General features: G+C 61.5%; 20 protein-coding genes. 9 read left to right on the top strand and 11 right to left on the bottom strand.

Translation table 11 applies throughout. The features are described 5' to 3' along the window. Positions 1 to 46 precede the first annotated feature (46 nt). Together proB and B2X67_RS16555 are read left to right on the top strand one after the other, a co-directional pair. Positions 47 to 1,177: a glutamate 5-kinase gene (gene proB, locus B2X67_RS16550; protein WP_286786150.1), complete on the top strand. Its 1,131-nt coding sequence runs from the start codon at positions 47 to 49 to the stop codon at positions 1,175 to 1,177. Continuing rightward, positions 1,174 to 1,623, top strand: coding sequence for a CreA family protein (locus B2X67_RS16555; protein WP_286786151.1), 450 nt, complete (start codon positions 1,174 to 1,176; stop codon positions 1,621 to 1,623). The genes proB and B2X67_RS16555 overlap by 4 nt, the downstream gene beginning before the upstream one ends. A 182-nt stretch (positions 1,624 to 1,805) precedes the next feature. Here the strand turns inward: B2X67_RS16555 and rpsT are convergent, their stop codons facing one another. Beyond that, positions 1,806 to 2,084 (bottom strand): 30S ribosomal protein S20, encoded by a 279-nt coding sequence (gene rpsT / locus B2X67_RS16560; protein WP_090226234.1) that lies wholly within the window; start codon positions 2,082 to 2,084, stop codon positions 1,806 to 1,808. Positions 2,085 to 2,367: 283 nt separating this feature from the next. On the opposite strand from rpsT, the gene murJ reads away from it, so the two are divergent. The 6 genes from murJ (at position 2,368) to ispH (ending at position 9,929) form a co-directional block, all read left to right on the top strand. Beyond that, positions 2,368 to 3,906: a murein biosynthesis integral membrane protein MurJ gene (murJ, locus tag B2X67_RS16565; RefSeq protein WP_286786152.1), complete on the top strand. Its 1,539-nt coding sequence runs from the start codon at positions 2,368 to 2,370 to the stop codon at positions 3,904 to 3,906. A 105-nt stretch (positions 3,907 to 4,011) separates the two neighbouring features. Beyond that, on the top strand, positions 4,012 to 4,950 hold the full coding sequence (gene ribF, locus B2X67_RS16570; protein WP_282342994.1) for a bifunctional riboflavin kinase/FAD synthetase: 939 nt from the start codon (positions 4,012 to 4,014) through the stop codon (positions 4,948 to 4,950). A gap of 90 nt (positions 4,951 to 5,040) precedes the next feature. Next, on the top strand, positions 5,041 to 7,875 hold the full coding sequence (gene ileS, locus B2X67_RS16575; protein ID WP_286786153.1) for an isoleucine--tRNA ligase: 2,835 nt from the start codon (positions 5,041 to 5,043) through the stop codon (positions 7,873 to 7,875). A 68-nt stretch (positions 7,876 to 7,943) separates the two neighbouring features. Further along, positions 7,944 to 8,447, top strand: a complete 504-nt coding sequence (lspA, locus tag B2X67_RS16580) for a signal peptidase II (RefSeq protein ID WP_282342997.1) — start codon at positions 7,944 to 7,946, stop codon at positions 8,445 to 8,447. Beyond that, positions 8,440 to 8,877 (top strand): FKBP-type peptidyl-prolyl cis-trans isomerase, encoded by a 438-nt coding sequence (locus B2X67_RS16585; protein WP_273230212.1) that lies wholly within the window; start codon positions 8,440 to 8,442, stop codon positions 8,875 to 8,877. Before lspA ends, B2X67_RS16585 begins: the two co-directional genes overlap by 8 nt. A gap of 107 nt (positions 8,878 to 8,984) precedes the next feature. Continuing rightward, positions 8,985 to 9,929 (top strand): 4-hydroxy-3-methylbut-2-enyl diphosphate reductase, encoded by a 945-nt coding sequence (gene ispH / locus B2X67_RS16590; RefSeq protein ID WP_286786154.1) that lies wholly within the window; start codon positions 8,985 to 8,987, stop codon positions 9,927 to 9,929. 21 nt (positions 9,930 to 9,950) lie between these two features. Here ispH and B2X67_RS16595 read toward each other — a convergent pair whose 3' ends face one another. The 7 genes from B2X67_RS16595 to B2X67_RS16625 all read right to left on the bottom strand — a co-directional run bounded on the left by B2X67_RS16595 (position 9,951) and on the right by B2X67_RS16625 (position 18,473). After that, positions 9,951 to 10,418: a type IV pilin protein gene (locus B2X67_RS16595; RefSeq protein ID WP_282343002.1), complete on the bottom strand. Its 468-nt coding sequence runs from the start codon at positions 10,416 to 10,418 to the stop codon at positions 9,951 to 9,953. Beyond that, positions 10,418 to 15,442 carry a PilC/PilY family type IV pilus protein gene (locus tag B2X67_RS16600; protein WP_286786155.1) on the bottom strand — a complete coding sequence of 1,675 codons (5,025 nt, stop codon included), beginning with the start codon at positions 15,440 to 15,442 and terminating at the stop codon, positions 10,418 to 10,420. The genes B2X67_RS16595 and B2X67_RS16600 overlap by 1 nt, the downstream gene beginning before the upstream one ends. A gap of 23 nt (positions 15,443 to 15,465) precedes the next feature. Further along, complete coding sequence (locus B2X67_RS16605; protein ID WP_090226255.1) at positions 15,466 to 16,017, bottom strand: pilus assembly PilX family protein; 552 nt, start codon at positions 16,015 to 16,017, stop codon at positions 15,466 to 15,468. Further along, the gene (locus tag B2X67_RS16610) at positions 16,014 to 16,826 is read right to left on the bottom strand and encodes a PilW family protein (RefSeq protein WP_282343007.1); all 813 of its coding nucleotides are present in this window, start codon (positions 16,824 to 16,826) and stop codon (positions 16,014 to 16,016) included. Before B2X67_RS16610 ends, B2X67_RS16605 begins: the two co-directional genes overlap by 4 nt. Further along, positions 16,816 to 17,364 (bottom strand): type IV pilus modification protein PilV, encoded by a 549-nt coding sequence (gene pilV, locus B2X67_RS16615; protein WP_286786156.1) that lies wholly within the window; start codon positions 17,362 to 17,364, stop codon positions 16,816 to 16,818. Before pilV ends, B2X67_RS16610 begins: the two co-directional genes overlap by 11 nt. Further along, positions 17,361 to 17,849 carry a GspH/FimT family pseudopilin gene (locus tag B2X67_RS16620; RefSeq protein WP_282343009.1) on the bottom strand — a complete coding sequence of 163 codons (489 nt, stop codon included), beginning with the start codon at positions 17,847 to 17,849 and terminating at the stop codon, positions 17,361 to 17,363. The genes pilV and B2X67_RS16620 overlap by 4 nt, the downstream gene beginning before the upstream one ends. A gap of 108 nt (positions 17,850 to 17,957) precedes the next feature. After that, positions 17,958 to 18,473 (bottom strand): GspH/FimT family pseudopilin, encoded by a 516-nt coding sequence (locus tag B2X67_RS16625; RefSeq protein ID WP_286786157.1) that lies wholly within the window; start codon positions 18,471 to 18,473, stop codon positions 17,958 to 17,960. 116 nt (positions 18,474 to 18,589) lie between these two features. On the opposite strand from B2X67_RS16625, the gene thiO reads away from it, so the two are divergent. Beyond that, positions 18,590 to 19,681: a glycine oxidase ThiO gene (gene thiO, locus B2X67_RS16630; protein WP_376747711.1), complete on the top strand. Its 1,092-nt coding sequence runs from the start codon at positions 18,590 to 18,592 to the stop codon at positions 19,679 to 19,681. Between the two features lie 37 nt (positions 19,682 to 19,718). Here the strand turns inward: thiO and B2X67_RS16635 are convergent, their stop codons facing one another. From B2X67_RS16635 to B2X67_RS16645, 3 genes are read right to left on the bottom strand one after another with little or no spacing between them, the layout of a single operon-like run. Then, complete coding sequence (locus B2X67_RS16635; RefSeq protein WP_286786159.1) at positions 19,719 to 21,053, bottom strand: sigma-54-dependent transcriptional regulator; 1,335 nt, start codon at positions 21,051 to 21,053, stop codon at positions 19,719 to 19,721. A 2-nt stretch (positions 21,054 to 21,055) separates the two neighbouring features. Beyond that, a complete protein-coding gene (locus B2X67_RS16640; RefSeq protein ID WP_282343027.1) occupies positions 21,056 to 22,603 on the bottom strand; it encodes a sensor histidine kinase in 1,548 nt (515 codons plus the stop codon). 34 nt (positions 22,604 to 22,637) lie between these two features. Beyond that, complete coding sequence (locus B2X67_RS16645) at positions 22,638 to 22,865, bottom strand: PP0621 family protein (protein ID WP_090226272.1); 228 nt, start codon at positions 22,863 to 22,865, stop codon at positions 22,638 to 22,640. Positions 22,866 to 22,902 lie beyond the last annotated feature (37 nt).

The following is a 22,902-nucleotide window of genomic DNA, read 5'->3' on the forward strand; positions in this document are numbered from 1 at the left end:
GATGGCCGGTCCTTTCCGCTGTGTGCATCTGGACTGGGATGGAATCATGCGGGACAAGGTGACCGGCGCGCAGCGCTGGGTGGTGAAGATCGGCAGCGCGCTGCTGACCGCCGACGGGCGTGGACTTGATCGCGCGGCCATGGCGGTGTGGGTCGAGCAGATGGTCGCGCTGCGGGCGGCGGGCGTGGAGCTGGTGCTGGTGTCGTCCGGCGCGGTGGCGGCGGGCATGAGCCGTCTCGGCTGGACGGCTCGTCCCAAGGCCATGAACGAGCTGCAGGCGGCGGCTGCGGTCGGGCAGATGAGCCTGATCCGAGCCTGGGAATCGAGTTTCGCCGAGCACGAGCGGCAGACTGCGCAGATCCTGCTGACGCATGACGATCTGTCCGACCGCAAGCGTTACCTGAACGCGCGCAGCACCCTGCGCACTCTGGTCGACGTCGACGTGATCCCGGTGATCAACGAGAACGACACGGTGGTCACCGACGAAATCCGTTTTGGCGACAACGATACGCTGGCGGCGCTGGTCGCCAACCTGGTCGAGGCCGATCTGCTGGTGATCCTCACCGACCGCGACGGCATGTTTGATGCCGATCCCCGTCTGAATCCCGATGCCGTACTGATTTCGGAGGCCCGTGCCGACGATCCGGCGCTGGATGCCGTCGCGGGCGGTACCGGCGGCGCCTTGGGGCGTGGCGGCATGCAGACCAAACTGCGCGCGGCGCGTCTGGCGGCGCGTTCGGGTGCCTACACCGTCATCGTCGGCGGGCGCATCGAGCAGGTACTGGTGCGCCTCAAGGCGGGGGAGCTGCTCGGTACGCTGCTGGCGCCCGAGCGTGATCCGCTGGCGGCGCGCAAGCAGTGGCTGGCCGGCCAGCTGCAGACCCGTGGCACGCTGGTGCTGGACGCCGGTGCGGTCAAGGCGCTGCGCCAGGATCACAAGAGCCTGCTTTCGGTGGGTGTGAAGGCGATCCAGGGCAGCTTTCGCCGGGGCGAGATGGTGGTCTGCGTCGATCTCGAGGGGCGCGAAGTGGCTCGTGGCTTGGTCAACTACAGTGCGATCGAGGCGCAGAAGATCCTCGGTCGCTCGTCCGACGCTATCGAGTCGCTGCTCGGTTACGTGAATGAGCCCGAGCTGGTGCATCGCGACAACCTGATCCTGCTGAGGAGTGCCGAATGAAGCGCCTGTGGCTTGCTGTGTTTTTGGCGGTTCCCGCCCTGGCGGCGGCCGAGCAGATCGGCGAAGTCGCTACCGTCTTCAAGTGGGTCGGCCCCAACGACAAGATCGTCGTCGAGGCCTTCGACGATCCGAAGGTTGAGGGCGTGACCTGCTACCTGTCGCGGGCCAAGACCGGCGGTGTGAAAGGTGGGCTGGGCCTGGCCGAGGATCGTGCGGAGGCGTCCATTGCCTGTCGTCAGGTCGGCGCCATCCGCTTCAAAGGCGAGCTCAAAGATGGCGAGGAGGTGTTCAAGGAGCGCACCTCGCTGGTGTTCAAGAGCATGCAGGTGGTGCGTTTCTTCGACGAGAAGCGCAACACGCTGGTCTACCTGGTTTACAGCGACCGCATCATCGAGGGCAGTCCGCAGAATGCGGTGACCGCCATTCCGATTCTTCCCTGGAAGTGAGTCGACCGGTCTCGGTGTGGGCTCGCCGGGTGCGAGCTGCCCACGTCTCGACGTTTCTCGGGATGCATTGATCGACAGGGCGCTCGCTCAGGCGCAGCGCCTGTCTTCGCTCTGCTCGCAAGGGCTATGTGCGCGGGCATAAAAAAACCGGCCAGTGGCCGGTTTTTTCAAGAACATCACGCTCAGGCTGCAGCGGCTTCGCCGAGTGCCTTGATGTGAGCGTTCAGACGGCTCTTGTGACGAGCAGCCTTGTTCTTGTGGATGATGCCTTTGTCGGCCATGCGGTCGATTACCGGTACAGCCAAGGTGTAGGCAGCCTGGGATTTTTCCAGGTCTTTGGCGTCGAGCGCCTTGACTACGTTCTTGATGTAGGTGCGAACCATGGAGCGCAGGCTGGCATTGTGGCTGCGACGCTTCTCAGCCTGTTTTGCGCGTTTTTTGGCGGAAGGGCTGTTGGCCACCGTCGAACTCCTCGAAACTTTGGGGGGATGCAAACAAATAAGGCCGCGAATCTTGCCGCCGCAGGGGGCGCTTGTCAAGCGCGATCGGAGACTGTCTGGAGTTGGCCGACGAGTGTCGTCCGTCGGCAATGGCTTCGCTTCGAGATCACTGCGCTGGCGACGGCGCGCACTGTAACGGGTGCTTTATTTCCAGGCCAGCCCTAAACTCGGCGGCTTCTTTCGGCGCGGCGTCGCGAGTTTCACGCTGCGCAGCGCTGTCGAACTGCATGGCTATCCATACCCTATGAATCTACTCAAATCCCTGGCTGCGGTGAGTTCGCTGACCATGGTGTCCCGTGTGCTGGGCTTCGTGCGCGACACCATCATGGCGCGCATCTTCGGCGCCGGCGTGGCCACCGATGCCTTCGTCGTGGCCTTCAAGCTGCCCAATCTGCTGCGGCGCATCTTCGCCGAGGGGGCGTTCTCCCAGGCGTTCGTGCCGATCCTCGCGGAGTACAAGAGCCAGCGCGGCGATGAGGCGGCACGCACCTTCGTGGCCTACGTGTCCGGGCTGCTCACGCTGGTACTGGCGCTGGTCACCGCGCTGGGCGTGCTCGCCGCGCCCTGGGTGGTGTGGATCAGCGCGCCGGGGTTCGCCGACGATGCGCAGCGCTTCGAGCTCACCAGCTCGCTGCTGCGGGTGACCTTCCCCTACATCCTGCTGATCTCGCTGTCGTCGCTGGTCGGAGCGATCCTCAATACCTGGAATCGCTTCGCCGTACCGGCCTTCGTGCCGACGCTGCTCAACCTGAGCATGATCTTCTTCGCCGTGTTCCTCACGCCGTACTTCGATCCGCCGGTCATGGCGCTCGGCTGGGCGGTGCTCGCCGGCGGCCTGTTGCAGCTGCTCTACCAACTGCCGCACCTTAGGAAGATCGGCATGCTGGTGCTGCCGCGCCTGAACCTTCGCGACAGCGGCGTGTGGCGGGTGATGCGGCAGATGGGGCCGGCGATCCTCGGGGTGTCCGTGGCGCAGGTCTCGCTGATCATCAATACGGCATTCGCCTCCTTCCTGCCGACCGGGTCGGTGTCCTGGATGTACTACGCCGATCGCCTGATGGAGCTGCCCACCGGCGTGCTCGGCGTGGCGCTGGGTACCATCCTGCTGCCTGCACTTTCCAAGACGCATGCGCTGGGCGATCGCGGCGAGTATTCGCGGCTGCTCGACTGGGGCCTGCGCCTGTGCCTGTTGCTGGCGCTGCCGTGCGCGCTGGCGCTGGCGATCATCGCCGAGCCGCTGACCGCCTCGTTGTTCCAGTACGGCGCATTCAGCGCCCACGACGCCGCGATGACCCAGCGCGCACTGATCGCCTATTCGATAGGGCTGGTAGGTCTGATCCTGATCAAGATCCTCGCGCCGGGTTTCTATGCGCGGCAGAACATCCGCACGCCGGTGCGCATCGCCCTCTTCATTCTTGTCGTCACCCAACTGATGAACCTGGCGTTCGTCGTGCCATTGCGGCATGCCGGGCTGGCCCTGGCGATCAGCTTGGGTGCCTGCCTGAACGCCGGCTTGCTCTACTGGCAGATGCGCAAGCAGCAGATGTTCGACTTGCAGCCGGGCTGGACGCCGTTCCTGGTCAAGCTGGTGGTCGCCGTTCTGGTGATGTCCGGGGTGCTGCTCGCGGGCATCCGGCTTCTGCCGGACTGGGATCAGGGCGACATGCTGCTGCGCCTGCTGCGCCTGGGTGTGCTGGTTGCCGCCGGTGTGCTGGCCTATTTCGGCAGCCTGCTGCTGCTTGGCTTTCGCCTGCACCATTTTGCGCGCCGCTCGCTGCACTGAAGCGTTGTTGCCCTGCGTGGCGAGCGGGCCGAATGCCGCCGCTGCGCCTGTCACCCGGCGCCCGCTGTGCGTATAATCGACCACTTTGTGAGCAAGATGCGCGCTATGCAGCTGGTTCGAGGCCTACACAATCTGCGGCCCCAACATCGGGGTTGCGTCGCCACGATCGGGAATTTCGACGGTGTCCACCGCGGCCATCAGGCCATCCTGATGCGTTTGCGCGAGCGCGCCGCGGAATTGTCGCTGCCTAGCTGCGTGGTGATTTTCGAGCCGCAGCCGCGTGAGTTCTTCACCCCGAATACGGCGCCGCCGCGTCTGGCCCGCCTGCGTGACAAGCTCGAACTGTTCGCCGCGGAAGGCGTGGACCGTGTCCTGTGCCTGGCTTTCAACCCGCGCTTGCGCGAGCTGAGCGCCGAGGCGTTCGTCCGCCAGGTGCTGATCGACGGGCTCGGCGTGCGCCATCTGGAGGTCGGCGACGATTTCCGTTTCGGCTGTGATCGCGCCGGCGACTTCGCGTTTCTCCAGCGTGCCGGCGCGGCGGCCGGTTTCACCGTGGAGGCGGCGACCACCATCGAGGTGGACGGCCGGCGGGTCAGCAGTACGCGGGTTCGCGAGGCACTGGCCGAGGGCGACTTCCCGCAGGCCCAGCGTCTGCTCGGACGCCATTACGTCATCGACGGTCGCGTGTTGCACGGGCAGAAGCTGGCCCGGCAGTTGGGCTGGCCGACGGCGAACGTGCAGCTCAAGCGCGTCCGTGCGCCGTTTTCCGGGGTTTATCTTGTCAGCGCCTATGTGGACGGGCGCAAATGGCCGGGTGTGGCCAACATCGGTACGCGGCCCAGCGTCGACGGCGACGGCCACGCGCATCTGGAGGTACACCTGCTGAACTTCGCCGGCGACCTCTACGGCAAGCGCATGCGCGTGGCCTTTCACCACAAGCTGCGCAACGAGCGCAGGTTCGCCTCGCTGGACGAGCTCAAGGCGGCGATCGCCGCCGATGTCGTCGCCGCCCAGGTTTACTGGCTGGGCGCGCCGCTGCAGTGAGGGCGCCGGCATCCGCAATACATACGATCAGCAGCACCGGCGGGGCCGCGTCCCCGTGCAAGCAGAACTGAATTTGAACAGGCCGATGACATGACCGATTACAAAGCGACGCTGAACCTGCCGGAAACGGCATTCCCGATGAAGGCCGGCTTGCCGCAGCGCGAACCCCAGATCCTGCAGCGCTGGGACGAGATCGGCCTGTACCAGAAGCTGCGCCAGATCGGCGCCGGGCGTCCGAAGTTCGTGCTCCACGACGGCCCGCCGTACGCCAACGGCAGCATCCATATCGGTCACGCGCTGAACAAGATCCTCAAGGACATCATCACCCGTTCCAAGACCCTGAGCGGTTTCGACGCCCCCTACGTGCCGGGCTGGGATTGCCATGGCCTGCCGATCGAGCACAAGGTCGAGACCACCTTCGGCAAGAACCAGCCGGCCGACCTCACGCGCGAGCGTTGCCGCGCCTATGCCACCGAGCAGGTTGCCGAGCAGAAGGCCGGCTTCATCCGCCTCGGCGTGCTGGGTGAGTGGGACAACCCGTACCTGACCATGAACTTCGCCAACGAAGCCGGCGAGATCCGCGCGCTGGCCGAGATGGTCGGCAACGGCTTCGTGTTTAAGGGCCTGAAGCCGGTCAACTTCTGCTTCGATTGCGGCTCGGCGCTGGCCGAGGCCGAAGTGGAGTATCAGGACAAGAAGTCCGATGCCATCGACGTGGCCTTCCCGATCGAAGACGCCGACAAGCTGGCCGCTGCGTTCGGCCTGGAACGCCTGTCGAAGCCGACCAGCATCGTCATCTGGACCACCACGCCCTGGACCATTCCGGCCAACCAGGCGCTCAACGTGCATCCTGAATTCACCTATGCATTAGTGGATGTCGGTGATCGTCTGCTGCTGCTCGCCGAAGAACTGGTCGAAAGCTGCCTGCAGCGCTATGGCCTGCAGGGTGAGGTCGTCGCCACGGCGCCGGGTGCCGCGCTGGAGCTGATCCGCTTCCGCCATCCGTTCTACGAGCGCCTGTCGCCGTTGTACCTGGCCGATTATGTCGAGCTGGGCGCCGGCACCGGCGTGGTTCACTCGGCGCCGGCCTATGGCGAGGACGACTTCTACAGTTGCAAGCGCTACGGCATGAGCAACGACGAGATCCTCAATCCGGTGCAGAGCAACGGCGTCTACGTCGACTCGCTGCCGTTCTTCGGCGGCCAGTTCATCTGGAAGGCCAACCCGGCGGTCGTCGCCAAGCTCGAGGAAGTCGGCGCGCTGCTCCGGCACGACGTGATCAACCACAGCTACATGCATTGCTGGCGGCACAAGACGCCGCTGATCTATCGCGCCACGGCGCAGTGGTTCGTCGGCATGGATACCAAGCCGAAAGACGGCGCCACATTGCGTGAGCGCTCGCTGGCTGCCATCGAAGACACCAAGTTCGTCCCGGCCTGGGGCCAGGCGCGCCTGCATAGCATGATCGCTGGCCGTCCTGACTGGTGCATCTCGCGCCAGCGCAACTGGGGCGTGCCGATTCCGTTCTTCACCCACAAGGAGAGCGGCGAGCTGCACCCGCGCACCGTCGAACTGATGGAGGAAGTCGCCAAGCGCGTCGAGCAGGAAGGCATCGAGGCCTGGTTCAAGCTCGACGCTGCCGAGTTGCTTGGCGACGAGGCCGGCCAGTACGACAAGAGCCGCGATACCCTGGACGTGTGGTTCGACTCCGGCACCACCCACTGGCACGTGCTGCGCGGCTCGCATGCCGACCTGGCGCACCGCGACGGTCCGGCGGCCGACCTCTACCTGGAAGGCTCCGACCAGCATCGCGGCTGGTTCCATTCCTCGCTGCTCACCGGCTGCGCCATCGACGGCCACGCGCCATACAAGGAGCTGCTGACCCACGGTTTCACCGTCGACGAGCAGGGCCGCAAGCAATCCAAATCCCTGGGCAACGTGGTCGCGCCGCAGAAAGTCATCGACAGCCTGGGTGCCGACATCCTGCGCTTGTGGGTCTCGTCCACCGACTATTCGGGCGAGATGGCGGTGTCCGACCAGATTCTCCAGCGCAGCGCCGACGCCTACCGGCGCATCCGCAACACCGCGCGCTTCCTGCTCTCGAACCTCAATGGCTTCGACCCGCAGCAGCACCTGCTGCCGGCCGAGGACATGCTCGCACTGGATCGCTGGGCGGTCGACCGCACACTTTTGCTGCAGCGCGAGATCGTCGAGGCCTACGACGAGTACCGTTTCTGGAACGTCTACCAGAAGGTGCACAACTTCTGCGTGCAGGAGCTGGGCGGCTTCTACCTCGACATCATCAAGGACCGCCAGTACACCACCGCGGCGGACAGCGTGGCGCGGCGTTCCTGCCAGACCGCGATGTACCACATCGCCGAAGCGCTGGTGCGCTGGATCGCGCCGATCCTTTCCTTCACCGCCGACGAGATCTGGCAGTACCTGCCGGGCGAACGCAACGAGTCGGTGATGCTCAACACCTGGTACGAGGGCCTTGCCGAGTTGCCGCTGGGCTTCGACCTGGACCGCGCCTTCTGGGAGCAGGTCATGGCCGTGAAGGTCGCGGTCAACAAGGAGCTGGAAAACCAGCGCAACGCCAAGACGATTGGCGGCAACCTGCAGGCGGACATCGTGCTGTTCGGCGAAGGGGCGCTGGTCGAGGTGCTGAACAAGCTGGGCGAGGACCTGCGCTTCGTGCTGATCACCTCGCGCGTCGAGGTACAGCCGCTGGAGCAGGCGCCCGCCGAGGCGGTGCAGAGCGAATTGCAGGGCCTCAAGCTGCTGGTGCGCAAGTCGACCTTCGAGAAATGCCCGCGCTGCTGGCACTTCCGCGACGACATCGGCGTCGACCCTGCGCATCCGGACATCTGTGGACGTTGCGCAAGCAATGCGTTCGGTTCGGGTGAGATCCGGCACTTCGCCTGATCGAGCATCGTCCGATAGACGGGGCGCGCACGCGTGCCCCAGGACCCTTGGTTGCATCTGGAGACTGTATGACGTCCCGCTTCGGCAAACTCCCCTGGCTATGGATCAGCGTGCTGGTGTTCGTTCTGGACCAGGCGACGAAGTTCTACTTCGAGGGAACCCTGCGGCTGTATCAGCAGGTCGTGGTGATCCCTGACTATTTCAGCTGGACCCTGGCCTACAACACCGGCGCCGCGTTCAGTTTCCTGGCCGACGAGTCCGGTTGGCAGCGCTGGCTGTTCGCGCTGATCGCGGTCGGCGTCAGCGCCGTGCTGGTGGTCTGGATGAAACGCCTGAAGCACGACGAAACCTGGCTGGCGATCGCGCTCGCGCTGGTGCTGGGCGGCGCGCTGGGCAACCTGCTCGATCGCATGCTGCTCGGCCACGTGGTCGACTTCATCCTGGTGCACTGGCAGAACCGTTGGTACTTCCCGGCCTTCAACCTCGCCGATAGCGGGATCACCGTAGGCGCCCTCATGCTGGCGCTGGACATGTTCAAGACCAAGAAGTCTGGAGAAACCGTACATGACTGAGCAGCGTATCGGCTCGGACACCCGCGTCACCCTGCATTTCGCCCTCAAGCTGGCGAGCGGCGATGTGGTCGACACGACCTTCGACAAGCAGCCCGCCACCTTCAGCGTCGGCGACGGCAACCTGTTGCCGGGATTCGAGCAGGCGCTCTATGGCCTCAAGGCGGGCGACAAGCGCAGCCTGACCGTGGAGCCCGAGCATGGCTTCGGCCAGCCCAACGTGCAGAACGTGCAGGTCATGCCGCGCGGGCAGTTCGAGGGCATGGAGCTGTCCGAGGGGCTGCTGGTGATTTTCAACGATGCCGCCAATACCGAACTGCCGGGCGTGGTCAAAGCCTTCGACGACAAGCAGGTGACCGTCGATTTCAACCACCCCCTGGCCGGCAAGCAGCTGACCTTCGATGTCGAGATCATCGACGTCGTCGCCCTGTAACACCTTTACGAGACGGTGGGGCGATCGTCCCGCCGCGGCCCCTTTGAACCCAGGGGGAGCAGAGGCAGTTAAACTGCCCGTCCAAGCCCCGTGCGCCGAGATTCGTCATGCTCATCAAACTCGCCAATCCCCGTGGCTTCTGCGCCGGTGTCGACCGCGCCATCGAGATCGTCAATCGTGCCCTCGAGGTGTTCGGTCCGCCGATCTACGTGCGCCATGAAGTCGTGCACAACAAGTTCGTGGTGGAGGATCTGCGTTCGCGCGGGGCGATCTTCGTCGACGAGCTGGATCAGGTGCCGGACAACGTCATCGTCATCTTCAGCGCCCACGGCGTATCCCAGGCGGTGCGCCAGGAAGCCGAAAGACGCGGCCTGAAGGTATTCGATGCGACCTGCCCGCTGGTGACCAAGGTGCATCTTGAGGTCGCCCGCTACAGTCGCGACGGCCGCGAGTGCATCCTCATCGGCCACGAGGGGCACCCGGAAGTCGAGGGCACCATGGGCCAGTACGACACCGCCAACGGCGGCTCGATCTACCTGGTGGAGGACGAGGAGGACGTCGCCTCCCTGATCGTGCGCGATCCGGAGTCGCTGGCGTTCGTCACCCAGACCACGTTGTCGATGGATGACACCAGCCGGGTGATCGACGCCCTGCGGACGAAGTTTCCCGCCATCGGCGGTCCGCGCAAGGACGACATCTGCTACGCCACCCAGAACCGCCAGGATGCGGTCAAGCAGCTCGCTGCCGACTGCGACCTGGTGCTGGTGGTGGGTAGCCCCAACAGCTCCAACTCCAACCGCCTGCGCGAGTTGGCAGAACGCATGAGCACTCCGGCCTATCTCATCGATGGTGCCGAGGACCTCAAGCGCGAGTGGTTCGAAGGTTGCCAGAAGATCGGCATTACCGCCGGCGCCTCGGCACCGGAAGTGCTTGTGCGCGGGGTAATCGAGCAGCTCCATGCGTGGGGCGCCAGCGGCGCCGAGGAATTGCTCGGCAGGCCGGAGAACATCACGTTCTCCATGCCGAAGGAGTTGCGGGTGAAGGCTATCTAAGCGCTTTACCCGCCTCGCAGATTATTTCCAGCAGTTCTTCGGATCGGCCCCGGAGGCACTGACGCCACGGGTGCCGATTGCATTCAGCGTGAGGTTCCCGCATGCGGTGTCGGCTGTTTGGGAGCCCTGGGGTGTGGCGGTCAACAGATAGCCGCCACTGCCGTTGGGGTTGCTCACGGTGAGCTTGTACTTGTCCGTTTCGGACTTGACGACGGTGTCGTTCCCCGAACCAGTCGTATTCTTGAGTTGCAGCTTTCCAATGTCGGATTGCGCCGTCACGTACGTATTGTTTTGTGCGAAATAACGCTCCTGGCGTGCGGCGGCATCGTTCAGCAGAGCCTGTGCCTCCGTCCGGTTGGCCCTCAATACATATTGCTGATAACTCGGATAGGCGATGGCCGCCAGGATGGCGACGATCGCTACTGTGATCATCATCTCTATCAGGGTGAAGCCCGCACTACGGCGTTTGTTTTGTTCGGTGATCAGCATCAGAGTGCGCTCCCGGGTAGTACACGCCAGCTTTGACGGCCGCTGGATCCGCTACCCAAATTGATATTGGTGCATTTGCCCGTTGAGTCGAGCAAACATGGAGCATCCGTTATGTTGGGGCCGGAAATGAGCGTGTTCCCGCCCACGTTGGAGGCGCCCACACCGCTAATCGGCGTGCCGGACGAGTCCAGGCTATTCACCACGCCATCTCCGTTCAAGTCGAACACGTTGAATGTCGTACGGCCGCCCGTCGCCGGGTTGATTCCGTAGTAGAAACCGTCCATCCCCGATTCGCAGGGGTCCGAGTTTGGCGTGCGGCTGCCAACGATCAGGACATCGCCGCGCTTGATCGGATCATCGACGATCCTCTCCCCATTGGAACTGGTGGAGGTCGAGAGATCCAGTCTCCAGCCGTATTTACCTGACATATTGGTTGCCGAATACCAACTGACTCCGGTGTTGCTCAGGATGCGCACATCCCGGGTTTCACTACCGAATGTTGCGCCCAGACTCTCGGAGGTAATGGTTTGTTCCTGCAGCTTCGCGCGCGTCAGCGTGGGTGTGCTTCCGGCCTCTTCGCCTTTTGTCTGGCGATCCCACACGCCGTAGAGCGTCTGCATCTTGAAGGGGCTGACCTTGTCGGTGGTGCCCAGATAGCGGCCGGTGCCGAACGCCACGATGTAGCCCAGTCGGGAGGGGTGGCGAATCAGCGCGGGAGCCGAAGTGATCGGCTGTGCATTCGAGTCCGAGTCCTTGGCGCTATAGAGCGGAGCCCCACCGAAAGCAACCCTGAATTGGTCGGCAATGCTGGATGCGTCTCCTGATCGATTAAATGGACCTAATGGGTCTGCTGTAGAGGGCGTGGTTTTCAGTAGATCGAATCGCCACATATTGCCCTGCAGATCCCCTGCATAGGCATAGTCCGCTACGCCATCGCTATTGTTGTCCGCCAGTTTCGGCGTCGACAAACCGTTGGTTCCGGTGGCTGCGAACGCATCCAGTTTTTTCAGCAGGGCTCCGGTCTGTATATCGAGGACAAACAGGACCGCCTTGCCTGAACCGTTGTTGGGGCTGTTGTAGCCATTTGGAATGACCGCTGCCCATGAGTTGGAGTGCAATCTCGCTACCACTGGTGTAGCCAGGGTTTGCCCCAGATCGCTTACGCAGTTGTTGGACGCATCGCAGCTTTTGCTTGCCGCCGTGTCGCTGGTGAACTCCCACAACAGTTTTATCGACTCGGGGTCCGTTACATCCAGTGCAAATACGCCCCGGCCGCCGGCCCCAAGCGTGCCCACGAGAACAGTGTGCCAGGCGCTTCCAAAGTAAACGTCGGTCACGCTTAACGAGCCATCCACATAGTAGCGATGGTTGTCGTTGGTTTGGCTCGTGTAGTCGCTGCGGGTAAGTTGATTCAATGTCGGAATAACAGGGGTGGGTATGAATGCAAAAGTTTCCGCACCCGTATTGGCATTGAAGCCATGCAGCATTCCGTCATTCGCGCCGACATAAACCATCGGGGTGCGCGCAGCCTGTGCCGTCTTGAATGACGCATAAGTCCCTGCAGCCCCGTCCAAACTGTCTGCGACATAGTTCAGATACTGAGCTCCGCTGACCAGAACAGGGCTGGAGCCTACGATGTCGCCGATCTTTTTATTGCGTACGCGGAAGGTGCCGCAGCCTGAAAGCCCGGTACAGCTTTCGCCCCTGATGAATTTCACCCTGGCCTGGCCGTATGCGCCGGCGCTATCGCTGTCCGGCTGATTGGTGACGGGGTTTATATTCAGCGAATCCCTCAGGTTGACGCCCGCAAAGGACTTTCCGTCCAATGTTGCCCAACTAAAGGCGCTGAGTTTCGAGCCCGTATTACTTCCATTGTTCATGTATATGTTGCGAGTGGCCGGGATGTTGGCGCTTGCCTTCCATACGCTGGTGATAGTGTTTGCCGAAGTACGCGTTTCCTTTATCAGGTCGCCGCTCCAGTCGTCCGTGTCGAACTCGGTGCGGTAAGTTGCCTGAGTGGTCGCAGTGCTGTTGGATTGCGGCTCTCGTCCCGCAGCAGGGCGAGTAATGGACTTCTGCCGTTGATCAAGGTCTCCGAAGGCCTTGTCGAGTTGAGCCTTGAGCGTCAGTGCGTTGGTCACGAGAAAATAGTTGTCCGGTGTCCCATCGGAATCCGAGTCCCAGTTGGTTGCGGTCGTTCCGTATTTGGCGGCGTACCACAGCGGATCTTGCAGCAGTGAAGCACTTGGAGTGGCCGATGCTGAAAAGTTCCGGGTTGTGCTTATCGGCAGATTCTTACATTCATTATCATTCGTTCGTCCGACGCAGTAGTTAGGGGCTCTGCCGGGAGGGGTGTTGAGTTTATAGAACGTCGTCGTGCTGTTGCAGGTAGTGGTGCTGTCATTCTGCAGGTCACATATCTCTAAGTAGACGCCATCGTGCGTGGTTCCTGAAATAACATATCCCATATTTTGCAATGCGCTGCCGGCTGCGTACTCCGAGTCCAGGCGTATATCCAACGTACCTTGTGAGTTGACAGAAAGCGTATAGAGCGCAATGGCATCCATATCATGGTCGGCACCCTGCTCTACGTCTTCATAGTTGATTCTGAATTTTGCGTAGGGGCGGCCGCTATTGACCGATATGTTTGCGTTCTGCGTGTCGGTATTGGCTATTTGTTCAACATAAAAATCTACGATTTGGTTGGTGGGCGCATAGGAAGTTTGTACGGATTTTGCGAACGGAACGACCGTCACTTTTTTTCCGTTAACGGGGAATTCTATTTTAGGCAGTGGTGAGGCGAGGGCGACGGAGTACGTCAGGAGTTTTTTATCGCCGCCAATGTTATGCCTGGCGCCAAATCGAGCCACCCCAGCCGAGTAGTATGTGCCACTTTTCGTAGGTTCCTCGGGCGCAAGCCCTCTTACCGTGGAAAGGTTGCTGACCTCTTTCTCCGTGGGTGCACCGTCGCTTACACCATTCGATTCTCCGATGAAGATCGACCGCGTGCCGCCACCTTCTGCCTCCCAGATCGCATCGACTTCTTCGGAAACATTGAGCGTGCTGATCGCGGTCGGATTGCCCGTGCTGGAAAACGCGGTATTCCCTGCTTGCCAGCTCTGTTTAGCGCCTGGCAATTTGACATCGTAGGAGGGGTTGATATCACTGATAACGGTCATGGCGGGAACGGCGCAGCCTGGGTACGCATTTCGACCGCCATTTATATTGGCGTATGGCGGGGCCCAGTCGGGCTTGGGCAGGGTAAGGATGTTGTCGGGAATTGCGCTGTCTTCTTTATCGTAGTCATAAGCGCTAGTGGGCGTCGTGGCGCCTGCGAAATAGCGCATGGTTTCATACATCATTTCGCCTATGGGGTTTCCCCACATATAGCAGGTGTCACTCTGAGTCATCGCCCGGTCGCTTATGAAGCCGCAGCCATATACGTGATCGCTATATCGAAAGTCATAGGTTCTAAACTTGTTTATGGTGTCGACGATGCCGGACACATTGCTTCTGAATTGGCCGTTCTGCAGATCTAACTCGTTGGCGAAACTCTGAATATTGCTGCGCAACGTCCCGCCACTCATGTTCTTCTTGTAGGAGCCGGAAAGGAGCCCGAAATACATCCTGTTGGTTTCGCCGTAGTCATGAAGTATCCCCGTAGGCTTGTATGCGCCACTTGGATACGCTTTGCAGTTCGACTCTCTAAGTGTTTCGTTGCTAGGGCAAGCTTCAACCCTGATGTCGTAATCGACCATTCGTGAAGCTACGGCATCGGCGGGCTTCCAGTAGAAACCCCACTCGTCGTCGCCGCTGCCTTCCTCGTGGCGGAACTTGATTGTGTAGATCTGGTTGGCTTCCATGTCCATTGTGAAGGAATAAGTGTCGCTGCCGTTATGGTTAGCGCCATGGCCGTTGTACCAGCTTGCTTTAAGCGTTCCATTTATAAAGACATCGACGGCATCGTCTCCGTCTATGGAAAAGAGATAGCTGCCGCTCGTTGTTGGCCTAAGTGTTCCTTCGATAAGAGTGTGATAATTATCGTTATTGCAGTTACTCTTTGCCCCGTTGAATGGGTTGCTATTCTTTGTGCCTGAAGATTTTATAGTCGTTACACTTTGGCTGCCGCATTTGTTGCTGTTGGCGGAGTTTGTGGCATTGAATAGCGTATCCATCTGCGCGGTCGAGGTAGGGCTTGCGATATTGTCCGGCCATGTTGTCAGTGTAAGGCCTGAAAACTCGCTGCTCGGTACTATTGCCCAGCCTGTCGCCGGTCCCCCGGTGGTGCAAGAAACTGTCGCGCGGGTGCTGCTCACGCATGTGCTATCCGCAACGGTGCGCTCCTTGGAAACCCAGTTCCAGATTCGAAAGGAGGTGTTATTCAAAACCCGTAGCTTGGGGGCGGTGTTGTCGGTTGTGGAGGTTACGGCAAACAGGTGGTAGAACCCGTTGCTGGGGAGGGCCAGGTTTGTATAACGCCTGATATCGTACCCATCCCTGGCCACGCTCTGGTATTCCTTCCCCCAACTATGCGCATCCTGAGGAATGAAGGCACCTTGCAGGATTGTCTGGCTGCTGCTATCGGTGGAGCGATAGCCGCCATAAAGAACCTTTCGAAGTGCATCCATGCGTGACGTGGTCAGGTAGTTCAGGAAGTCGCCACTCCATTGTCCTGAACACTCTTTGCCGTTATCGCCGCTTCCCAGTTGCGCCGGTGCGAAGTACGTACCGTTATGGGTGTAACATACTTTTGAATTGAAGTAGCCGTAATAGTCGATTCCGCCATTTGCTTTCGTCAGGTAGCCCCGATATCCAACATCCAGCTTTCCGTCTCCATTTAGATCGGAAGCGTCGTTGTAGGCTTCGTAATACAGCTTGTGGTCGCGACCCATGACGAGCATGTTGAGCGGAGGTACGGCAGCGCTTACAAAAACCGGGCTTTGGGCAATGTCGATATTTGCATGGGCATTCGGCGTCAAAGAAAAGATGCCCATGACTGCAACTGCAGAGAAAAGTGCTTTCATTTTGCTCTCCGTTGGAGTGATGGTCATTTGTTGTAGACGCGCGCTACAACGGAGCGTAAGCACACGACATCCGCAGTACAGGTAGTGGCCGAGGTCGTGCCGGAGGGAGCGTTATAGGCCTGGCTGTTTATTTCGTAGTAATACTTTCCAATCCCTTGTGCATAGGCGCCGTATTCCGGATCCTCTGCTTCGTTGTTGGCCCCGCCAGCATTGATGTTTTTCATGTACCAATGGACATTCCTGTTCATTGACGTATTTCCTTTGAGCCCGCTGTAGGCGTGGGCGCTGGAGAAGTCGGTGCTGTAGTTGGTCACGATTCCTTGTATGCAGGGAATGGAGCCGCAGGTTTCCGGAGGAGCGATCGTGGCTGATAGTCTCCTTTCACCTTCTCTCAATCCTGCTTCCGCGCTGCCCATGAGCCGTTTGCTCTCGAGTCGGTTCGCGGTGATTCGGGCCTCCAGCGTCGTTTCTCGCATGCTGGAAACGGCGAGCAACGTGATAACCAGGAGCATGATCAGCGCGATAAAAAGCGCGGCGCCGTTCTGGTTATTCTTTATGCTTGATGGTGTTTTCATGGCATCTGATTCCGTAATGTCATGGTGCTTTTCGCAATCTGGTAAATCTTCCCATCGTTCGGCGCTGTAGCGTCTTCGCCATACCACTCTTTATAGGTTTTGAACTGCACGTCCTGGCTGATATTTCCCTGGGATGTGGACATCAGTGCGGAGTAGCGAACGACTCGAATGAAGTCTCCGCCGGCAGGGGTAACTTTGAAGCTCGTTACCTCTCTGTCCTCGGTTGTATTTACCCCGTAGTCGAAACGTATGTCGGTTATTCCATCGACAAGAACACCCGAGGTTTCGCCTGAAGCGTTCTTACTGGTGCAGATGAGCTGGCCGCTATCATTCACGCCAATTTTTTCGACGAAGTTTTCTACAGGGGAGGTGTAGGGCTGCGCGATGGCGGCGTTGTTTGCGGAGCGGCCGTTACCCAGACAATCTACTTCGGCGGTATCTCGGGGTTGATATCGGATGCATAGCGTTTTCGCGTTCACGCTTTTCACGACTTCACCTGCAGCGAAAGCGCAGTCTGTTATCCCGGTTTGGGAGGCCGTGACTGCGGGGAAGGCAAAGTCGAGCTGATCATCCGGTCGGCGTCGAAAACCTGCTTTCGCCAGTTGCTGTTCAAGCAACTGAAGTGTGAAGCGGCCATTTTCCTGGTTTTCTGACTGCCCCTGCTGGAAGAGGTAGTTGCGTTTGTTATCCAGATAAATCTGGGTTACGCCAAGAATCAGGAAGCTGCTGATCGCCAACGCCACCATCAGCTCCACCAAAGATAAACCGTCCTGGCCATGTCCTCTCATTTCGGCGTCCTCATGGCTCACTACGCAGTCGGTAGTAGCAAATGGTTGTGTCTTCTGACGGCGTTTCCTCAAGGCATTCACCGCTTTTAACTTTCCACGCCAGTTGGATCTCAATAGCCGAACCGGCGGAGCCACATCCCGAGGGTCCCGGGGATGTAGAGCGGCAGACGTAGAATTCGCTGTTCAGTAAGTCGGCGGCACCCGGAAGCAGCTTGCTGGCCTCTTGCGCCCAGCAGGCGAGTTGCTGTGAGGCCGAAGAGGGCGTCGTGGCGCAGGAACTTGGAGCGCTGGGGAAATCGCTTCCTTTGGCCTTGTAGTAATCGCCAGTGCTCGCCTTCAGATTTCCGTCGGCCGATAGTATGGCGTCGGGATTAGCGCGTATGAGTTCGAATAGATCGTCAGCGAGCATCGCCGCAGTGTTTCGCTGGGAGGAGTCTTTCGTGTAGGCGATCGTCTTTCCCTGCAACGCGACCATCCCGAGAATCCCGATGGTTATCAGAAGAAAGGTCACCAACACCTCGATCATGCTGAAACCAGACTGGCGAGATATATCATTCATGATGATGTGCAACTCGTGAGGGCGGTCGAGGAGTTGGAGGCGCTCTTGCCTCTGGCGGACATTCGGCTCATGCCTGTGGTTTGAACGATGATCTGAAAGCCGTTGGCCGCTTCATCGTTCGCGCAGATCGTGTAGGTCGCGTTGGCCGCGGTGCCGTCGGGCTTGAATTCGATGCTTGCCGGATTCGCCGATACCGCCACGTAGGTGGGAGTGAAGGTGCGCAAGCTGGTGACCGTCGAACTGCCGATGGTGGCTGACCAGGTGCCGCTGGAGGCGCTGACAGTCACTGGCGTGCGTCTACTGACGGCGGTGCTCCGAGCGAACTGCAGAAGTGCATGGAATTCTGCGCTGGCTCCCTGCACGCGGTTGTTATTGATCAGGGTGGTGAAGCTCGGCACCGCTATAGCTGCGAAGATGCCGAGTAGTGTCACTACCACCATGAGCTCTATCAAGGTGAAGCCTGACAGACGGGCGCGCTTCGGCATGAAAAATCTCCAAGATTACGATTGGATATTCTTGCCTGGGAGGCGCGGCCTGTCGTACCCGTCGGGACAGGCGGGACAGCCAGAGGGATGACTGGTAACGCGTTGATATCAGCCACACAGGGTGCTGTGGCTCTGTCCGCTTTCCAGCCCCTCTGCCTGGCGGAAGCGCCCTTGTCTGTTGATCACGATTTGCCAGAGCGCTTTTGAATCCTTGCTGCAGTAAACGAACCGGCCATTGCTCGCCGGGCTGGCACCGTTGCTGTTGTAGACGACGCTTTGGTGGTTGATCGAACCCGTCCACTTCAGGGTGCCGGTTGCCTTCAACGGTTGGAACACGAGGACCTCGCCCGTATCTGCATCTCGTACCATCAACCCGCTAGCCCAGGCGTTGTCGCAGTCGTTGGCTTGGCCGGACCCGCAAAGCTCGATGTTCCTTCCCCTGAACACGGCCTGCCCACGCGCCGTTTGCAACTGGGCGAGCAGGGTGTTGCGTAATGTTTGCTGTTGGTTGCTTTCGATCAAATGGATGAACGACGGCACGCCGATACTCGCGGCGACTGAAAGGACGCTGAGGGTTATCAGCAGCTCTATTAATGTGAAGCCGAGCGAATCAGTGCTGTTCATATCGTGTTCTTCCTTGAGAAAATTTCGCAGCATTCCTGGCTGCTCTGTTTTTGTAGTTCGCGATGGAGCGATTTCAATCGGCGCGGGGGTGACCCGTTGACGCGTGGAGGATGGTTTTGAACAAGGTTCTGGTGGTAGGTGGCGGTGCAATCGGCTTGCTCAGCGCGCGGTTGTTGGCCGAGCAGGGTTATGACGTGAGCCTGCTAGATAAGGGCGATGTCGGGCGCGAGTCTTCATGGGCCGGCGGCGGGATCGTTTCGCCGCTCTATCCGTGGCGCTACAGCGCGGCGGTGACGGCGCTGGCGCACTGGTCGCAGGACTATTACCCGCATCTGGCCGAACGGCTCTTCGAGGAGACAGCGATCGATCCCGAAGTGCACGTTACCGGGCTCTACTGGCTGGACCTTGATGACGAGCCGCTGGCGCTGGCCTGGGCGCGGGAGCAGGGTCGGCCGCTGCAGTCGGTGGACATCGCGGCGGTGCACGACGCCGTCCCGCCCTTGGGCTCGGGCTTCTCCAGCGCGATTCACATGAGCGGCGTGGCAAACATCCGCAACCCGCGTCTGGTGCGCTCGCTGCGGGCGGCCGTGCTGGGGATGCCCAACGTGACACTGCTTGAGCATTGCCCTGTGACGGGGTTCATCCGCGAGAGCGCCAGGATTCGCGGCGTGCTGACCGAGCAGGGCGAGATTCGCGCGGACCAGGTCGTGCTCGCCGCGGGGGCCTGGAGTGCCGAGTTGCTGGCGACCCTCGGCATCGAGTTGCCCGTCGAGCCGGTCAAGGGGCAGATGATCCTGTTCAAGTGCGCCGAGGACTTCCTGCCGAGCATGGTCCTGGCCAAGGGGCGCTACGCGATTCCGCGCCGTGACGGGCACGTTCTGATCGGCAGCACGCTGGAGTACGAAGGCTTCGACAAGACGCCCACCGACGAGGCGCTGGCGAGCCTGAAGGCGTCGGCCATCGAGCTGCTGCCGGCGCTGGCCGATGCCGAGGTGGTGGGGCACTGGGCGGGTTTGCGTCCCGGTTCGCCGGAGGGCATTCCGTTCATTGGTCCGCTGCCGGGACACGACGGGCTCTGGCTGAACTGCGGGCATTTCCGCAACGGTCTGGTGCTGGCCCCGGCCTCGTGTCAGCTATTGGCGGATCTGATGGCTGGGCGCGAGCCGATCATCGATCCCACGCCCTACATGCCTGCCGGGCGCATCTGAGGACAGCCGATCGATGGGCGCGAGCCCATCGATCGCTTCAGTCCAGCCCCAGCTTCTTCAGCCGATAGCGCATCGAACGGAAGGTCAGGCCGAGGCGTTGCGCCGCGGCGGTGCGATTCCAGCGCGTTTCCTCGAGTGCCTGCATGATCAGCTTGCGCTCGATCTCCTCCAGATGGTCCTCGAGGTTGTCCACCTGCGCCAGGTTGCCGTCGGCCGTATCGCCCGCGCCCGGGGCATCGGCGAGGCGAAGGTCCTCCGGCCTGATCTGATCGTCCTCACACAGCGTGTAGGCGCGCTCGAGCATGTTCTCCAGCTCACGGACGTTGCCGGGGAAGCGGTAGCTCTTGAGCTTCTCCAGGGCTTCGCCGTGCAGCGTGGCGGGCTGGCTGCCCGCCGCCAGTTGGCTGAGCATGTTCGTCGCCAACTGCGGAATGTCCTCGCGGCGTTCGCGCAAGGACGGCACGCGCAGTTCGATGACGTTCAGCCGGTAGTACAGGTCCTGGCGGAAACGTCCGGCGGCGACCTCGGCGGCGAGGTCCTTGTGGGTGGCGCAGAGCACGCGCACGTCGAGCACCACTTCCTGCTGGCCACCCACGGCGCGCACGGCTTTTTCCTGGATCGCGCGCAGCAGCTTGACCTGCATCGGTAGCGGCAGGTCGGCCACCTCGTCGAGGAACAGCGTTCCGCCGTTGGCCGCCTGGAAGAGCCCCAGCTTGTCCTCGATGGCGCCGGTGAAGCTGCCTTTCCTGTGGCCGAAGAATTCGCTTTCCATCAACTCTGAGGGAATCGCGCCGCAGTTCACCGGGACGAACGGCTGCTCGCCGCGCGGACCGCGTTCGTGGATCAGCCGTGCGACCAGTTCCTTGCCGGTGCCGGATTCGCCGCTGATGTAGACCGGCGCCTGGCTGCGCGCGAGCTTCTCGATCTGCTTGCGCAAGGTGCGCATCGGCGGCGAATCGCCGATCAGTCGCTCGTCGACGCTGGCCGGGTCGTTGCCCGGTGCATGCAGGCGCAGCGCGGTGGCGACCAGTTCGCGCAGGCGGGCGAGGTCCACGGGTTTGGTGAGGAAGTCGAAGGCGCCGGCCTTCAACGCGTTGATCGCGGTATCCAGGCTGCCGTAGGCGGTGATCATTGCCACCGGGACCTGCGGGTGGCGCTGCTGGATGTAGTGCACCAGATCCTGGCCGGTGCCGTCGGGCAGGCGCATGTCGGTGAGGCACAGGTCGAAGGGCTCGCGCGCCAGCCATTCGCGCGCCTCCTTGACATTGCGGGCGCTGCGCGTGTCGAGTTTCATCCGCCCCAGGGTGATCTCCAGGAGTTCGCGGATATCGGGCTCGTCGTCGACGATCAGGGCTCTCTGTCGAGCGGTCATGGTCAGCTCAGTTTGCGCGGGTGGGCGAAGGTGACGCGGAAGCAGCTGCCGCCCTCTTCGCGGGGTTTGTAGTCGAGGCGCGCCTGGTTGCTCTCGCACAGCTCACGGGAAATATACAGGCCCAGGCCGGTGCCCTTGTTTTCGGTGGTGTAGAACGGCTCGAAAATATGCTCGATCTGCTCCTGGGGCACGCCTGGCCCGTCGTCCAGCACTTCGAGGACGGGCAGGTCGCTGTCGGCATCGCGGAACAGCCGCAGCCAGACCTGGCCCCGATCGTTGTTCTGTGCACTGTAGCGCAGTCCGTTCTCGATCAGGTTGGTCAGCACCTGGCTCAGCTGGTGAGGGTCCATGCGCGTTTGCAGGCTGCTGCCGTGGGTCTCGATGTGCAGCGTCTGGTTCGGTCCGGACGCGCTGCGGTATTCGCCGACGAAACGGTGCAGCCAGTACTTCAGGTCGAGCAGTTGCGGCTCGGCCTGGCGCCGGCGGGACAGTTGCAGCACGTTCTCGATCACCAGGTTCATCCGCCGCGAATGGTCCTGGATGATCTGCGCCAGGCGCTTGTCCGGCGCCTCCAGGCCTTCCGACTCCTGCAGCAACTGCGCGGCATGGCTGACGGCGCCAAGCGGGTTGCGGATCTCGTGGGCGATGCCGGCGGTCAGGCGGCCGAGCGATGCCAGCTTGAGCTGCTGCGCCTGCTGGGCGATCTGCGAAATGTCCTCGAGGAACACCAGCACCTGCTGCTCCTCACCGCGCTGCAGGGCGATGAAGCTGGGTTGCAGGATCGGCCCGCCGGGCACCGCGACGATGCTGCGCGGCAGCATCGTCGGGTTGTCGCGCCATTGCTGGAGGCGCTCGACCAGCGTCGGGCAGCGTGCCGCCAGGGATTCGCCGGCGAGGTGGTCGCTGCCGAGCAGGTTCAGCGCGCCCTGGTTGGCCAGCAGCACCTGGCGCTGTTCGTCGAGCACCAGAATGCCGGTACGCATGCGCTGCAGGATCAGGGCATTGAGCGTCTCCAGGCTGGCGACGTCGCTGGCGCGTTGTTCGGCCAGGGTTTCGGAATGGCGCAGGCGCTTGCTCAGGGTCTGGACGAACAGCGCGGCGGCGAAGCACAGCGCGCCGAGTGCGCCTACCTGGACGAACTGCGAGGCTGCCGCGGGGCGGGCGAGGCTCAGGTAGAAGGTCAGGTAGATCATGCCGATCGAGGCCACGGCCGCGATCAGCAGGCCGATGCGCCCGCGCAACAGGATGTTGGCGATCGCCACGGCGACGATCATCAGGTTGCCGATGCCGCTTGGCGTACCGCCGGCTGCATAGAACAGCGCCGACAGCATGGTCACGTCGAACATCGCCAGGCTGAACACTTGCAGCAGGTGGCGCGGGCGTTGCAGCAGTACCGCAATGACGATGTTGACGATCAGGTACAGCCAACTGCCGTAGCGGAACAGCGGCCCCTGGGCCAGGTCGAGCAACTGGTCGTCGAGGTCGCTGGAGATGAGCAGCACCAGGACCAGGCCGATGGTCAGCCGGTACAGGTGATAGAGGCGCAGCATCCGTGGGCTGGCGGCGCTGCTCAGCGGCAGGGAACTATCGGGCACCGGGCTTGGCGCCTTGTTCCAGGTGTTTCTGGCTGCAGTACCAGCGTTCGCCCTGTGCCAGTGCATGTTCGCGCGGAAGGTGGATGTCGCAGTGCGCGCAACGGACCATCGGCGTGGCGCTTTCCGGCTTTTCAACCGGACGGGCAGGGCGTGTGGCCCGTCGCCACAACCAGTAAGCCGCCGCGATCAGCGCGGCCCATAGCAGCAGACGAAACATGCGATGACGCTCGCTTGGTGAGGAAAGGCAGGCAGTT

Source organism: Pseudomonas sp. UBA3153, assembly GCF_002364635.1.
In the GTDB taxonomy this organism is placed as follows: Bacteria; Pseudomonadota; Gammaproteobacteria; order Pseudomonadales; family Pseudomonadaceae; genus Pseudomonas_O; species Pseudomonas_O kuykendallii.

Excerpts from the sequence above, each read along its gene's own strand:
- B2X67_RS16620 (WP_282343009.1), bottom strand. The coding sequence starts at position 17,849 with ATGCCGAAGCGCGCCCGTCTGTCAGGCTTCACCTTGATAGAGCTCATG.
- B2X67_RS16605 (WP_090226255.1), bottom strand. The coding sequence starts at position 16,017 with ATGAAAACACCATCAAGCATAAAGAATAACCAGAACGGCGCCGCGCTT.
- B2X67_RS16585 (WP_273230212.1), top strand. The coding sequence starts at position 8,440 with ATGACTGAGCAGCGTATCGGCTCGGACACCCGCGTCACCCTGCATTTC.
- B2X67_RS16555 (WP_286786151.1), top strand. The coding sequence starts at position 1,174 with ATGAAGCGCCTGTGGCTTGCTGTGTTTTTGGCGGTTCCCGCCCTGGCG.
- B2X67_RS16640 (WP_282343027.1), bottom strand. The coding sequence starts at position 22,603 with ATGCTGCGCCTCTATCACCTGTACCGGCTGACCATCGGCCTGGTCCTG.
- murJ (WP_286786152.1), top strand. The coding sequence starts at position 2,368 with ATGAATCTACTCAAATCCCTGGCTGCGGTGAGTTCGCTGACCATGGTG.
- ribF (WP_282342994.1), top strand. The coding sequence starts at position 4,012 with ATGCAGCTGGTTCGAGGCCTACACAATCTGCGGCCCCAACATCGGGGT.
- B2X67_RS16635 (WP_286786159.1), bottom strand. The coding sequence starts at position 21,053 with ATGACCGCTCGACAGAGAGCCCTGATCGTCGACGACGAGCCCGATATC.
- B2X67_RS16645 (WP_090226272.1), bottom strand. The coding sequence starts at position 22,865 with ATGTTTCGTCTGCTGCTATGGGCCGCGCTGATCGCGGCGGCTTACTGG.
- ileS (WP_286786153.1), top strand. The coding sequence starts at position 5,041 with ATGACCGATTACAAAGCGACGCTGAACCTGCCGGAAACGGCATTCCCG.
- pilV (WP_286786156.1), bottom strand. The coding sequence starts at position 17,364 with ATGAATGATATATCTCGCCAGTCTGGTTTCAGCATGATCGAGGTGTTG.
- B2X67_RS16595 (WP_282343002.1), bottom strand. The coding sequence starts at position 10,418 with ATGCTGATCACCGAACAAAACAAACGCCGTAGTGCGGGCTTCACCCTG.
- B2X67_RS16600 (WP_286786155.1), bottom strand. The coding sequence starts at position 15,442 with ATGAAAGCACTTTTCTCTGCAGTTGCAGTCATGGGCATCTTTTCTTTG.
- ispH (WP_286786154.1), top strand. The coding sequence starts at position 8,985 with ATGCTCATCAAACTCGCCAATCCCCGTGGCTTCTGCGCCGGTGTCGAC.
- B2X67_RS16625 (WP_286786157.1), bottom strand. The coding sequence starts at position 18,473 with ATGAACAGCACTGATTCGCTCGGCTTCACATTAATAGAGCTGCTGATA.
- proB (WP_286786150.1), top strand. The coding sequence starts at position 47 with ATGCGGGACAAGGTGACCGGCGCGCAGCGCTGGGTGGTGAAGATCGGC.
- lspA (WP_282342997.1), top strand. The coding sequence starts at position 7,944 with ATGACGTCCCGCTTCGGCAAACTCCCCTGGCTATGGATCAGCGTGCTG.